At 64.3% G+C, this 13,793-nt stretch carries 13 protein-coding genes and 2 tRNA genes; 13 read left to right on the top strand and 2 right to left on the bottom strand.

Annotated features, from left to right (window positions below; all coding sequences use genetic code 11):
- Positions 1–6 precede the first annotated feature (6 nt).
- From AC0L3K_RS14110 to AC0L3K_RS14100, 3 genes are all read left to right on the top strand, one after another.
- Positions 7–753, top strand: a complete 747-nt coding sequence (locus AC0L3K_RS14110) for an ABC transporter ATP-binding protein (protein ID WP_473366234.1) — start codon at positions 7–9, stop codon at positions 751–753.
- Positions 754–810: 57 nt separating this feature from the next.
- Positions 811–884 (top strand) — tRNA-Cys (locus AC0L3K_RS14105).
- A 189-nt stretch (positions 885–1,073) separates the two neighbouring features.
- Positions 1,074–1,220 (top strand): hypothetical protein, encoded by a 147-nt coding sequence (locus AC0L3K_RS14100; protein WP_354128228.1) that lies wholly within the window; start codon positions 1,074–1,076, stop codon positions 1,218–1,220.
- An 86-nt stretch (positions 1,221–1,306) separates the two neighbouring features.
- Here AC0L3K_RS14100 and AC0L3K_RS14095 read toward each other — a convergent pair whose 3' ends face one another.
- Complete coding sequence (locus tag AC0L3K_RS14095; RefSeq protein WP_219680153.1) at positions 1,307–1,501, bottom strand: hypothetical protein; 195 nt, start codon at positions 1,499–1,501, stop codon at positions 1,307–1,309.
- Between the two features lie 254 nt (positions 1,502–1,755).
- On the opposite strand from AC0L3K_RS14095, the gene AC0L3K_RS14090 reads away from it, so the two are divergent.
- The 8 genes from AC0L3K_RS14090 to AC0L3K_RS14055 all read left to right on the top strand — a co-directional run bounded on the left by AC0L3K_RS14090 (position 1,756) and on the right by AC0L3K_RS14055 (position 10,748).
- Complete coding sequence (locus tag AC0L3K_RS14090) at positions 1,756–2,019, top strand: hypothetical protein (protein WP_007591186.1); 264 nt, start codon at positions 1,756–1,758, stop codon at positions 2,017–2,019.
- Between the two features lie 1,271 nt (positions 2,020–3,290).
- Complete coding sequence (locus AC0L3K_RS14085; protein ID WP_007591185.1) at positions 3,291–3,659, top strand: hypothetical protein; 369 nt, start codon at positions 3,291–3,293, stop codon at positions 3,657–3,659.
- Between the two features lie 134 nt (positions 3,660–3,793).
- A tRNA-Asn gene (locus AC0L3K_RS14080) sits at positions 3,794–3,868 on the top strand.
- A 176-nt stretch (positions 3,869–4,044) separates the two neighbouring features.
- A complete protein-coding gene (locus AC0L3K_RS14075; RefSeq protein WP_007591158.1) occupies positions 4,045–4,224 on the top strand; it encodes a hypothetical protein in 180 nt (59 codons plus the stop codon).
- Between the two features lie 136 nt (positions 4,225–4,360).
- Positions 4,361–5,023, top strand: coding sequence for a protein-L-isoaspartate O-methyltransferase family protein (locus AC0L3K_RS14070; RefSeq protein ID WP_007591157.1), 663 nt, complete (start codon positions 4,361–4,363; stop codon positions 5,021–5,023).
- Between the two features lie 214 nt (positions 5,024–5,237).
- A complete protein-coding gene (locus tag AC0L3K_RS14065; protein WP_007591156.1) occupies positions 5,238–6,638 on the top strand; it encodes a TolC family outer membrane protein in 1,401 nt (466 codons plus the stop codon).
- A gap of 306 nt (positions 6,639–6,944) precedes the next feature.
- Positions 6,945–7,718 carry a PopZ family protein gene (locus AC0L3K_RS14060; RefSeq protein WP_007591154.1) on the top strand — a complete coding sequence of 258 codons (774 nt, stop codon included), beginning with the start codon at positions 6,945–6,947 and terminating at the stop codon, positions 7,716–7,718.
- A gap of 153 nt (positions 7,719–7,871) precedes the next feature.
- The gene (locus AC0L3K_RS14055) at positions 7,872–10,748 is read left to right on the top strand and encodes a valine--tRNA ligase (RefSeq protein ID WP_354128229.1); all 2,877 of its coding nucleotides are present in this window, start codon (positions 7,872–7,874) and stop codon (positions 10,746–10,748) included.
- 2 nt (positions 10,749–10,750) lie between these two features.
- Here the strand turns inward: AC0L3K_RS14055 and AC0L3K_RS14050 are convergent, their stop codons facing one another.
- Positions 10,751–11,353 carry a DNA-3-methyladenine glycosylase gene (locus tag AC0L3K_RS14050; protein WP_219680144.1) on the bottom strand — a complete coding sequence of 201 codons (603 nt, stop codon included), beginning with the start codon at positions 11,351–11,353 and terminating at the stop codon, positions 10,751–10,753.
- Positions 11,354–11,483: 130 nt separating this feature from the next.
- On the opposite strand from AC0L3K_RS14050, the gene lipA reads away from it, so the two are divergent.
- Both lipA and AC0L3K_RS14040 read left to right on the top strand, forming a co-directional pair.
- Positions 11,484–12,440: a lipoyl synthase gene (lipA, locus tag AC0L3K_RS14045; RefSeq protein WP_219680140.1), complete on the top strand. Its 957-nt coding sequence runs from the start codon at positions 11,484–11,486 to the stop codon at positions 12,438–12,440.
- Between the two features lie 6 nt (positions 12,441–12,446).
- The gene (locus AC0L3K_RS14040; protein ID WP_219680137.1) at positions 12,447–12,917 is read left to right on the top strand and encodes a type II toxin-antitoxin system RatA family toxin; all 471 of its coding nucleotides are present in this window, start codon (positions 12,447–12,449) and stop codon (positions 12,915–12,917) included.
- Positions 12,918–13,793: the final 876 nt, after the last annotated feature.

The following is a 13,793-nucleotide window of genomic DNA, read 5'->3' as shown; positions in this document are numbered from 1 at the left end:
CGAGATATGACCCCCGCAGCTCATATCGCGCTTCGCAACGTCTCGGTGAGATTTCCGGTGTTGTCGTTCCGCGACCGCTCGCTGCGCAGCCGGTTCGTCAACGCGGTGACACTGCGGCGGACGACCCCGCACATCGTCTCCGCGTTGAACGATGTCAGTCTCGACATCCGTGCCGGCGACCGCGTCGCCATCATCGGCGCCAATGGCGCCGGCAAGACCACGCTGCTGCGGGTGCTCGCCGGCATCTACCATCCGACGTCCGGCAGCGTGGACGTGCTGGGCCGCTGCCAGCCGCTGTTCGATCTCTCGGCCGGATTCGACGAGGAAGCGACCGGCTACGAGAACATCGTGCGGCGCGGGCTCGTGATCGGCGCGCGGCGCTCCGAGATCGACGACCGGCGCGCGGAGATCGCCGCATTCACCGAGCTCGGCGAACGGCTCGACTTGCCGCTGCGCACCTATTCCAGCGGCATGATGCTGCGCCTGATCTTTGCGGTCGCAACCGCCGTCGAGGGCGAGATCGTGCTGCTCGACGAATGGATCGGCGTCGGCGACCAGCAGTTCCGCAAGAAGGCGCGGCAGCGGCTCGACGAGATCGTCGTGCGCGCCGGCATTCTGGTGCTCGCCTCGCACGACGTCGAGCTGATCAAGAGCACCTGCAACCGCGCGATCCTGCTGGAGGAGGGGCGGATCGTGGCGGCCGGTGCGACCGATGAGATTCTCGGCCAATATCTCGGCGGCGCGAAGGCGTAGCTGCCCGGTCGGGGTTGCCTAAACCCGTGATCCCCTATATTGCTCCGCCCTCGTTGGGGCCACGTGGCGGAGTGGTTACGCGCCGGTCTGCAAAACCGTTTACTCGGGTTCGAGTCCCGACGTGGCCTCCATCACAACCTCCTGATATCTCAGCGAATATCCGATCGTGTCGCGGCTGCCATCAGCCTGCGGGGGCGATGCGTGCCGGCTGCGCACACCGGGTTTACCCGGGGCCCGGCGGAAACCCACCATTCAGCCCGCTGGCATAGTCTTCGCATCTGCGAAGTGATGCATCCCAACGATCGAGCGCTGGAGAGCACGTGAGCGAAATCGTCCGATTTGTCCCGAAATCCGAGCTGGAGCGGGCTCGCCTCATTCGCGAGGCCCGCGCGATCTATGACAGCATCTTCCCCTCGGCCGCACCCGACCGGGCGCCGCTGGACGGCGAGGACCGCCTCAAGACTTGATCGCGGTCGCGCCGGATTTCGCGGCGTAGAGCCCACAGCAAAACGCCCGCAGAGCGCGGGCGCATCGGCTCACGGCGAGATTGGCTTCAGCAGGCCGCGTACCAGCCGTCCGGGAAAGGTAGCAGGGGCCACGCGCCCTCGTTGTCATTGGCAGCTTTGGGCTTCGCGTAATAGGTCCACGAGCGCGGCACGAAATCCTCCCCCGGCACGAACGCCAGATCTTCATGGATCATGGCGTCCTGGACGGCGTCCAGCAGTAAGTTGAACTCGGCTTCGCTCATCACACCCTCCGGCCCGCGGATGGCGCAATATCGCAAAGCGGGTTTGCTTCCCGGTTGAGCCGATCGTTCGTATTTTAACGATCGGCCAATCGGGTCCCGATTGGTTAGCGATTGATGAAATCCCGTTGGAAAACTTAGGTTCCTGCCGGGTGCCCGCAGTGTGAAGGAGGTCACATCGTCCGCTGTTTATTTCTCCTACCCCTTCGCACACCGGCCAACACAGGCCGGCGGGCAAGGCAGACGGGAGACTGGTCATGAAGGCGAGGTTCTTGCGGTTTGCGGGTGTGAAAAGCCGGGCGCGTCGCGCCTCGACGGTCGGGCTGTTCCTGACGCTGTTTGCCTCCGCCGCCCATGCTCAGCAGGGAACGCCCGAGCAGCGCCGGGCCTGCACCCCCGACGTCTACCGGCTCTGCGCCGGCGAGATCCCCAACGTCCGGGCCATCACGGCGTGCCTGCGCCGTAACAGGTCAAGCTTGAGTGAGGCTTGCCGCACCGTGTTCGATCAGGGCGGCGGCTGACATACCGGGCCTGTGGGTTTGTGCGCAGCAAGTGGCTCGCGCGGGCTCGCGAATCCGGCATAGTCGGCCTGTGGATATGCCTGTGGGTATGCTGCGGAAAGACTGTGGACGGGGGTGATGTGCTTCGGATGCCGGCCGCAGATGCGTCCTTCGATTGTCATATCTGTGTCAAATGACCTCACCGCATGATTCCCTAATCGGGCAGATCGCTGCGTCGCGCAAGATCATGTTGTTTCTCCGAATTCGGAAATTGATGCCGCGAGGGTTCCTCACGAGCAGTTTTTGGCAGCCGGCTGCTAGGACGCACTGATCGAGATCGACCCGGTGTGTCGGCGGCCGTGAGGCGACAGCCGATAGCCCGGATTCGCGAAGCAATCCGGGCTTCAATCCCTTGCGTTGCCCGACGGGCAAAACACCCAAACGACGGGTCAATCCGCTCGCGCAAAAATATTCCGCTTTACCGAAATTCGGCTTTGGCGTATTCAGCCGCCACCTCATCCCGGTCAGAGGGGCGTATCGCGATCGTCACGAAACGTGGGGTGAGCTGCGGTGGACGCGGGCAGCATCGGCGCGAAGGGCTTCGCAGGGCGGCAAAACCGTGAGCGAAGGCGTCGCGCACACGACCGGTGCTGACAGCGTACGGCAAAACCGTGTCGTCCTGACGCCCGGGGTCTGTGCGTCAAGTCTTGTGGTGATGTGGGCGGCCCGACCGGGCATCCGCATCAGCCATCCGCAAGGCGACGGGGGCAATAGTGCATCGCTCCCCGGGGAGAACTCGGCATAAGCCGTCAAACCACTGCGCAGGGAAGGCCGTGTGTTGGGCTTCACCTGTATGCCGCTGTGCAGCCTCTTGTAGCGCAACCTTCGCACAGTGGACCGTGGGTGCCAGCCGGCACCCGGTCTTCCCTGCGCCCTCTGACGGAGGAGGGTGGACGAGACAAAGCAAAGCTCGGGCGAGATGCGTCGCGAGGAAGCGAAGCCGTGCCTGCGACAAGAATCATATTGAGCGCGCAGCGCCGGCGCCCGCGCCGGAGACAACAAGCCGCGCCGATCTATGAATGCCGGTTCATTGCTGCGGAGAATTCGAATCGGTAAGAATTGGCTCGCTGCGCGTCTCGCGTCGTGCAGAGAGCCGGAGGCGGATCGATCGCGTCTTGAACCTTTCGATTGCGCCTCCGACGAATCCTCCAAGGCAACACCATTGGTTGCCGCGGCGCCTGCGCCGATCGACGTCAGGCACCGAAAGCCCGTTTCGATCGGGGGAATTTCATATGAAGTATTTTCTGTCTGCACTGATCGCGATCGGTCTATCGATTGCCGCCGCGCCGTCGTTCGCGGCTGACGCGCGCAACGTCACTGTCGTCAACGAGACCGGCTATGCCATCAAATTCCTGGGCTTCAACGCCCCGGACGATGGCATGGACGAATGGGACAACGAGCTGGACAAGGTTTTGCAGAACCAGGCGAGCACCTATGTCGAGTTCGACGATGACGACGAAGGATGCGTCTGGAACGTCCGCGTCGACTGGCAGAACTATGACGAGACCGTGCTCTGGAAGAACGTCAACCTCTGCAAGTTCACCGCGCTTCGGCTGCGCTACGATTCCGGCACCAAGACCACTTCGTTCGTCGCCGAGTAACTTGACCTGAGGCCAGGCGGAGGAGGGGCCACGCGCCCTTCCTCGCCGCAATGTGCGAGATGGCGAATTCGTCCTTTGCAAGCGCAAGCGGCTTTGTTATACGCAGCCGCGCGCGAACGACGGGTTCGCCCTTTTCCTCGGTAGCTCAGCGGTAGAGCATCCGACTGTTAATCGGATGGTCGCTGGTTCGAATCCAGCCCGGGGAGCCAAATTCCGCTTCATCGTCAATGGTTTGCGTCCAGACTCTGATCTGGGATGCGATCTCGTTGCGGCAAATTCTCAATTAGATGTGTACCGTGGCGAGCCCGCATCCTCCGCCGCGACGCCAAAACGACTCAATTGAAATCGAGCTTCCAGGCGCCGGTCCTTTACGGAGCTGATTCCCATGCGAGACATCCAGGTCGACCGTTCCCCGTTGGCTCCCTCCATTCTGCCGGCGGACATCCCCGAACTCAGCGATGACGAATGCCTCGCCTGTCTCGCGCGGGCGGTCGAGACCCACGATTCGGCACGGCTGGATGAAGTCGCCGCATTGATCGGCCGCCTCGCAGTCACGATCGAATAGGCGGCTCACCCTCGACGTTGCGAGTTGCGGAAGGGCCCGTTTCGCGGGTCAAAGCCATGTTGCGTTTTCGCAGGGCCTGTTCCAAAGATGCCGCCAACTTTCGTCCGCGGCATCGTCCGCCTTGCAGGGTCCGCAAATGTCCGTTTTCTCGACGGCGCGCCTAAAAATGGTCGATGGCCAGGTGCGCACCAGTGACGTCACCGACCGTCGTGTTCTTGATGCCATGCTCACGGTTCCGCGCGAGGCCTTCGTGCCGGCCAGCCGGCAGGCATTGGCGTATCTCGACCTCGATCTCGACGTCAGCGAGGGCGGCGCCAAGCGGTTCCTGATCAAGCCGCAACTGACCGGCAAGTTGCTCCAGGCCGCCGAGATCGGCGAGGATGACAACGTGCTGGTCGTCGGCTGCGCCACGGGCTATCTCGCTGCGCTGACCGCCAAGCTTGCGCGTCAGGTCACCGCGACGGAATGCGATTCGGCCTTGGCCGCGAAGGCCAAGGACGCCTTCGCCGCCCTCGGGCTCGCCAACGTGGCCTGCAAGGCCGCGGCCTGCACCGAGGGTGATGCCGCTGCCGGCCCCTATGATGTGATCGTCCTCAACGGCGCCACCGAGGTGACGCCGGCAGGGCTGCTCGGGCAGCTCAAGGAGGGTGGGCGCCTGTTGGGGGTCTCGGCCGAATCCAGGCCGCCGCGAGCCATGATCGTCACCCATACTCACGGCGAATTCGGCCATCGGGCGCTGTTCGATGCCGCGGCCCCGGTCCTTCCCGGGCTGGAACGAGCCGCCGCCTTCGTGTTCTGACGGCCCGATAGCGGCTTTGGCCCGTTAAAATCCCGTTCTGAATCAGAAGTGTGGCCGGGATGCTGCACGTGAAGAGTTTCCACCGAGAACCACCCTCAGGTAGTTCCGTCGCGCTTGACCGCGTCCTATGTTGCGGCGGGGCAACGACTCCACTCGTAGACGGTAACCCAGCTCGCGGGCACGAGCCGGGCGTTAGAATGAACGGAATTTTTGGATGCATGGGGTGAAGTTCTTCACCGGAGCAGCGGTTTCGGTCCTGCTGCTGGCGCTTGCCGGGCCGACGCCTGCCTTGGCGGATACGATCGAGGCTGCGCTGGTGCGCGCCTATCAGAACAATCCGCAGCTGAACGCGCAGCGCGCCCAGGTGCGCTCGACCGACGAGAACGTGCCGCAGGCGCTGTCGGGCTATCGGCCCAAGGTCAATGTGACCCTCGGCAGCGGGTATCAATATCAGGACGTCCAGGCGACGCAGAATGTCGTCCCCCCCACCCCCAAGTCGATCTCCGGCTTGCTTCAGCCCAACAGCGCCAGCGTGAGCGTCAGTCAGACACTCTACAACGGCAATCAGACCGCCAACAGGACGCGCGTCGCGGAGAGCCAGGTGTCGGGTTCCCGCGAGGCATTGCGTGTGCTCGAGCAGACGGTCCTGCTGCAGGCTGCCACGGCCTATATGGATTTTCTGCGCGACTCGGCCACGCTCGAAGTTCAGCGCAGCAACGTGCGCGTGCTCGAACAGACGCTCAAGCAAACGCGCGATCGCTTCAATGTCGGCGAGGTGACGCGCACGGACGTCGCGCAATCCGAAGCGCAGCTGGCTGCCGGCAGGACCCAGGCCCTGACCGCCGAATCGAATCTCACGACGACGCGCGCGAACTTCCGCCGGATCATCGGCAACGAGCCGGCGGCCCTCGCCCCCGGCTCGCCGGTCGATCGCTTCCTTCCTGCGACGATCGCCTCCGCCGTTGGTCTCAGCCTTGTCGAGAATCCCAACGTTACGGCTGCCATGTATGGCATCGACGTCAACTACCTCCAGGTCAAGATCAACGAAGGCGCTTTGCTGCCGACGGTCACGGTCGCGGCTACTGCCAGCACAGCCTACCAGCAGCAGCTGACGATCTTCCGAACGAGTTCCGCGTCCGCCCTCGCGACAGTCGCTGTGCCGATCTATCAGGGTGGCACAGAATATGCGCTGATCCGCCAATCGAAAGAGAACCTGGCGCAGCAGCGCCTGAATCTCGAAACCACCCGCGATCAGACCCGCGCCAACGTCGTGCAGGCCTGGGGCCAGTTGGAAGCCGGCAAGGCGCAGGTGCAGTCCGCGCAGGCGCAGGTCACGGCGTCCGAGATCGCGCTGAACGGCGTGCGCGAAGAGGCCAAGGCCGGGCAGCGCACCACCCTCGACGTGCTCAATGCGCAGCAAGCGCTGGTGAACGCGCGCGTTGCGCTCGTCACTGCCCAGCATGACCGCGTGGTGGCGTCCTATTCGGTGCTCAACGCGGTCGGTCGTCTGGCGCCGCAGGTGCTTGGTCTCAACACCACGGTCTACGATCCCAGCGTGCACTACCAGCAGGTCCGCGACAGCTGGGCCGGCGTACGCACGCCAGACGGACGCTAGAGTCCCGTAGTCATCCGGTCGGCCTCGCGAATAGCCGAAGCCGACCGGTGCTTTGCTTGCAATCATCAAAATCCCTGACATAGCCTTGCCAAGAAGATGCGGGTCGATTCGCTCTGCATCCGATGCCGTGTGCGTAAAGCATGAGGTGCCGAGGGCAGGGGCGCACCGCTGCACGTTGAGCCGTCATCTGGGGACAAGTCGGGCTGCCGTGACGAAAATGTCGGGCCAGCCATCCGGAACCGGCCAATCCTGTCGTGCTTGGTGTAAAACAACGCATGCGAGGGCGTTGATGATGTGGAGTCGGAGATGACGCAGCCTGCAAAGGTCACAGAACCCTCGATGGAGGAGATTCTGGCCTCGATCCGGCGCATCATTGCCGATGATGAGGCCAAGCCGCCGCCGGCGGATGCTGCCAAGTCCGAGAAAGCTGCCGCCCCCGCCGCCCCACCGAAGCCGCAGGCGATCAACGATATTCCGCCATCCAAGGTCGTGCCGCCCAAACCGGCCGCCGAGAAGCCCGTACCGCCTTCAGCCGCAAAGCCGGCGCCGCCGCCGGCCCCCGCGCCCGAGGCGGATGCATCCAACAATCAGGACGATATCGACGCGCTGCTGGCGGGCCTCGACACGGCCACGGCTGCGCCGGAAATCCGTGCTCCCGAGCCGGAGCCCGAACCTGAGCCCGACGTGCTGGAATTGACTGACGATATGGCGCTGGCGATGGAGCCGACGCCGCCTCCGCCGCCGCCGAGCTTCCGCAAGGTCGAGCCGCGCGACGATCTCGAATTCGCCGAATCGCCGCCGCCGCGTCCGACGCCGGCATCCTATGCGCCGGTGGACTTCGATGCGCCGCCATTGCCGCTCCAACAGCCGATCCTGGCGCAATCGACGGTCTCCGCGGTCGAATCCGCCTTCAATTCCCTGGCCCACACGGTGCTCAGCAGCAATGCGCGAACGCTGGAGGATCTGGTTAAGGAGATGCTGCGTCCGATGCTGAAATCCTGGCTGGACGACAATTTGCCCGGCCTGGTCGAACGCATCGTGAAGGCCGAAATCGAGCGGGTATCGCGCGGCGGCAGGTAGATCGGGCCGCAGAGCCCTCATAAAGCCCCGCTTGTGGGTCATATTCTGCCTCCCGACCGGATCGGAAAGCCCTGCTGCCGCCTGGCTTTCCTTTGACCTTTCCGTTGACTTGTCCGTTGACTTGGACCCCGTGCGCGGCTTTCTAACAGCGCCATGATCGAGAAAAATTACCAGCCCGCCGATATCGAAGCCCGCATGTCCGTCGTGTGGGAGGACAGCCTTGCGTTCAAGGCCGGCCGCCCGGACCGCCGCGACGCAGTGCCCTTTACCATCGTGATTCCGCCGCCGAACGTGACGGGCTCGCTGCACATGGGCCACGCCCTCAACAACACCCTCCAGGACATCCTGTGCCGCTTCGAGCGCATGCGCGGCCGCGACGTGCTGTGGCAGCCCGGCACCGACCATGCCGGCATCGCCACCCAGATGGTTGTCGAGCGGCAACTGATGGAGCGCCAGCAGCCCAGCCGTCGCGAGATGGGCCGCGAGAAGTTTCTGGAGCGGGTCTGGCAGTGGAAGGCCGAGAGCGGCGACACCATCATCAACCAACTCAAGCGGCTCGGCGCCTCCTGCGACTGGTCGCGCGAACGCTTCACCATGGACGAGGGCCTCTCCAAGGCCGTGGTCAAGGTCTTCGTCGAGCTGCACCGCGACGGCCTGATCTACAAGGACAAGCGGCTGGTCAACTGGGACACCAAGCTGCTCACTGCTATCTCCGATCTCGAAGTGCAGCAGACCGAGGTCAAGGGTAGCCTCTGGTACCTGCGCTATCCGATCGAGGGCAAGACTTTCAGCCCCGAGGATCCCTCGAGCTTCATCGTCGTTGCCACCACGCGCCCGGAGACCATGCTCGGCGATAGCGGCGTCGCCGTGCATCCCGACGACGAGCGCTATCAGAAGCTGGTCGGCAAGAACGTGATCCTGCCGCTGGTCGGCCGCAAGATCCAGATTGTCGCCGACGATTATTCCGATCCGGAGAAGGGCTCGGGCGCGGTCAAGGTGACACCGGCGCACGACTTCAACGATTTCGAAGTCGGCAATCGCCATGGCCTCGCCCGGATCAGTGTCATCGACAAGGAAGGTTGCCTCGATCTCCTCGAGAACGAGGATTATCTGCGCGACCTGCCGGAAGGTGCCTCGCAGTTCGCCGAGGAGTTCAACAAGCTCGATCGCTTTGCTGCGCGCAAGCGCATTGTCGAGCGGTTGGAATCGTTCGGCTTCGTCGAGCGGATCGAGCCCCACACCCACATGGTGCCGCATGGCGACCGCTCCGGCACGGTGATCGAGCCCTATCTGACCGACCAATGGTATGTCGACGCCAAGACGCTGGCGAAGCCCGCGATGGCGGCAGTGCGTTCCGGCGAAACCACGTTCGTGCCGAAGAACTGGGAAAAAACCTATTTCGAGTGGATGGAGAACATCCAGCCGTGGTGCATCTCGCGCCAGCTCTGGTGGGGTCACCAGATCCCGGCCTGGTACGGTCCCGACGGCAAGGTGTTTGTCGCCGAGACCGAGGAGGAGGCCGTCAGCCACGCGCTTGGCTATTACGTCGAGCAGGAAGTCATCACGGTCGAGCAGGGCCGCGAGATGGCGCTCGACCGCAACAAGCGTGATGGTTTCATCACGCGCGACGAGGACGTGCTCGACACCTGGTTCTCCTCGGCGCTGTGGCCGTTCTCGACCCTCGGCTGGCCCGCGGACGCGCCGGAAGTGCAGCGCTACTACCCCACCAACGCGCTGGTGACCGGCTTCGACATCATCTTCTTCTGGGTCGCCCGCATGATGATGATGGGCCTTCACTTCATGAAGGAGGTGCCGTTCTCGACGATCTACATCCACGCCCTCGTCCGCGACGAGAAGGGCGCCAAGATGTCGAAGTCGAAGGGCAACGTCATCGATCCGCTCAGCTTGATCGACCAATATGGTGCGGATGCGCTGCGCTTCACGCTTGCGGCGATGGCCGCGCAGGGGCGCGACATCAAGCTCGCCACCAGCCGCGTCGAGGGCTATCGCAATTTCGCGACCAAGCTCTGGAATGCGTCGCGCTTCGCCGAAATGAACCATTGCGCCGTGCCCGAGGGTTTCGAGCCGGCCAAGGTCAAGGAGACGCTGAACCGCTGGATCGCGCATGAGAGCGCGCACACCACGCGCGAGGTGACCGAGGCGATCGAGGCCTATCGCTTCAACGACGCCGCCGGCAGCATCTACCGCTTCGTCTGGAACGTCTATTGCGACTGGTATCTCGAGCTCGCAAAACCCGTGCTGCTCGGCCCCGACAGCCCTGCCAAGGCCGAGACCCGCGCCATGGTGGCATGGGCGCGCGACGAGATCTTGAAACTGCTGCACCCCTTCATGCCCTTCATCACCGAGGAGCTGTGGGAGGTGACGGCCAAGCGCGACGGTCTGCTCGCGCTGGCGCCGTGGCCGCTGAAGCCGGCCGGGCCGACGCCGGAGCAGCTTGCGATGCTCGCGGCGACGACGGGGCCGACCGATGCGCTCGTCTCGCCGGTTTGGGTGCTGCCGATCTTCGACCATGCCGACTTCACCGATCCCGCCGCCGAGGCCGAGATCGGCTGGGTCATCGACCTTGTCACCCAAATCCGTTCGGTGCGCGCCGAGATGAACATCCCGCCGGCGACTCTCACGGCGCTGGTGCTCGCAGGCGCCTCGGCCGAGACGAAGGAGCGCGCGCCGCGCTGGAGCGACGTCATCAAGCGCATGTCGCGGCTGTCGGATATCTCCTTCGCCGACCGTGCGCCCGACGGCGCGGTCCAGCTCCTGGTGCGAGGTGAGGTGGCCGCGCTGCCGCTGAAGGGCGTGATCGACGTCGCCGCCGAGCGCACGCGTCTCGACAAGGAGATCGGGAAGGCTGACGCCGACATCAAGCGCGCCGAGTCCAAGCTGGCCAACGAGAAATTCGTCGCCAACGCGGCCGAGGAGGTCGTCGAGGAGGAGCGCGAGAAGCGCGAGGCCGCGCTGGCCCGCAAGGCCAAGCTGCTCGAGGCGCTGGAGCGGCTCAAGCAGGCGTCTTAGGCTTATTTCGGAAACGGCTTGCTCAAAAACTTCGAACCCCTGACGCCATAGCGCCAGGGCAGCTCGGCCGCCTTTGTGATGCCGATCCGGATGCCGGCCACCACCTCGACGTCCTCCGTCCGCGCATGCAGCGCGATCGGCGGACGGTCCAGCGGCAAGGCATTGTGCGCGATGGTGATGCCGAGCGATTCGGTCAGCTTGCCCGGGCCCGAGCACAACGCGTGCAAATCCTGGAGATGGCGCCGCCGACGCATCGCGGCGATACCATGGGTCGGCTCCAACGCGCGGATCAGCACGGCGCTGGCCGAGCCTTCTTCCTCGCAGACGAAGTTCACGCACCAGTGGATGCCGTACGAGCGGTAGACATAGGCAAAGCCGGGCGGGCCGAACATCACCTGGTTCCGCGGCGTGAGGCCATTGTAGGAGTGCGCCGCCGGCTCGGTATGATGATAGGCCTCGACCTCGACGATGATCCCGCCGACGCCGTCGACCAGCATGGTTGCACCGATCAAGTCGGGCGCGACCTCGTGCACGCTGCGTGCGAAAAAGGCACGCTTCAGCGCTTTGCCGAGCCGGGGTGTGGAAGGTTTCGAGACTGGAGCCATTCGAGGTGAGAATCGCCAGAGAACAGAGCAGGATATTGCCCATATCTGCCATGTTCCCTGAAGCGGGGCGAGCCGGGTTGCGATGCCCGGCGAGACCGACTAGGTAGGACTTGGTCAGACCGGACACCCCATGGTCGTTATTGTCGATACCATCTCGAACCCGCTGCGCCCACGTCACCCCGAAAAGGTGAATCGGCCCGATTCCGCTTCGCCGCCGAAGCCGGACTGGATCCGCGTACGCGCGCCCAACACCCGCGGCTATGCCGACACCCGCAACATCGTGCGCGCCAACGGCCTGCATACGGTGTGCGAGGAGGCAGGCTGCCCGAATATCGGCGAGTGCTGGGACAAGAAGCACGCGACCTTCATGATCATGGGCGACACCTGCACCCGCGCCTGTGCATTCTGCAACGTCAAGACCGGCATGCCGAACGCGCTCGACGCGGCCGAGCCGCAGAACGTCGGAGAGGCCGTGGCCAAGCTCGGGCTTGCCCATGTCGTCATCACCTCCGTCGACCGCGACGATCTCACCGACGGCGGCGCCGAGCATTTCGCCCAGACCATCCGCGCGATCCGCGCCGCGTGCCCCTCGACCACGATCGAGATCCTGACGCCCGATTTCCTGCGCAAGGAGGGGGCGCTGGAGGTTGTCGTCACGGCGAAGCCCGACGTGTTCAACCACAATCTCGAGACCGTGCCGTCGTGCTATCTCACGGTGCGGCCGGGCGCGCGCTATTTCCATTCGATCCGGCTGCTGCAGCGGGTCAAGGAGCTCGATCCCACCATCTTCACCAAGTCCGGCATCATGGTCGGCCTCGGCGAGGAGCGCCACGAGGTGCAGCAGGTGATGGACGATCTGCGTTCGGCCGACGTCGATTTCCTGACCATCGGGCAATATCTCCAGCCGACCCGCAAGCATCACGCCGTGATGCGCTACGTGCCGCCGGACGAGTTTTCGTCCTACGAGAAGGTCGCCTACACCAAGGGCTTCCTGATGGTGTCGGCGAGCCCGCTCACCCGTTCGTCGCATCATGCCGGCGAGGATTTTGCGAAACTGAAGGCCGCGCGGGCAGCAAGCGCCCGCTGAATCGCCATGCCCAATTTTTCGAGCAAGCGCCGTGTCGATCACAGCGCGTCCGAGATGTTTGATCTGGTCGCCGACGTCGAGCGCTACCCGGAATTCGTGCCGCTGTGCAGCGCGCTGAAGGTCCGTCAGCGTATGGCGAAACCCGACGGCACCGAGGTGCTGGTCGCGGACATGACAGTGTCGTTCAAGCTGGTCAGGGAATCCTTCACCAGCCGCGTGACGCTCGACCGTGCCAATCTGAAGATCCTGGTCGAATATCTGCAAGGTCCCTTCAGCAATCTGGAAAACCGTTGGACGTTCGAGCCCAAAGGCGAGAGCGTTTGCGATGTCGGCTTCTTCCTTGCCTACGAGTTCAAGAGCCGCATGCTGGCGCTCCTGATGGGCTCGATGTTCGACGCCGCGTTCGCGCGATTTTCCATCGCGTTCGAGAAGCGAGCGGATTCGATCTACGGACGGCGGAAGCTGGCGTCGTCGTAGTGGACGGGCACGCTCTCTCCTCCGTCATTGCGAGGAGCCCTTGCGACGAAGCTATCCAGAGCCTTTCCACTGAGGGATGCTGGATTGCTTCGCTCCGCTCGCAATGACTGAGGAGGCGGCGTCGACACTCTCCAACAACTCTCGTCCTCCGTCGCAGACACGGGTGTGCAGCCCCGCGGCGTGTCTCGCCCGAGCTTGGCTTTTGGCGTCGCCCCCAATTGCCAGAGGGCGCAGGGAAGACCGGGTGCCGGCTGGCACCCACGGTCCACTGTGCGAAGGTTGCGCTACGAGAGGCTGCACAGCGGCATACAGGTGAAGCCCAACACACGGCCTTCCCTGCGCAGTGGTTTGACGGCTTATGCCGAGTTCTCCCCGGGGAGCGATGCACTATTGCCCCCGTCGCCTTGCGGATGGCTGATGCGGATGCCCGGTCGGGCCGTCCACATCACCACAAGACTTGACGCACAGACCCCGGGCGTCAGGACGACACGGTTTTGCCGTACGCTAATAGCACCGGTCGTGTGCGCGACGCCTTCGCTCACAGTTTTGCCGCCCTGCGACGCCCTTCGCGCCGATGTGACTAGCGTCCACCGCAGCTCACCCCGCGTTCGTGACGATCGCGATACGCCCCTCTGACAGGGATGAGGTGGCGAAGGAATACGCCAAAGCCGAATTTCGGTAAAGTGGAATCTTTTCGCGCGAGCGGATTGACCCGTCATTTGGGTGTTTTGCCCGTCGGGCAACGCAAGGGATTGAAGCGCGGGGGGGGGGGGGGGGGGGGCCCGGCCCCCGGGGGGGGGGCCCCCCCCCCCCTTGTGGGAGGGGGCCAGCCCGCGGCCGGGGGGGACCCCCCCCCCGCCGGCGGGGGCGGCGGGG

The organism is Bradyrhizobium sp. MI1.10, from assembly GCF_055811035.1.
The sequence above is the reverse complement of the archived record's forward strand: the minus strand, read 5'-3'. Positions and strand labels throughout refer to the sequence as shown.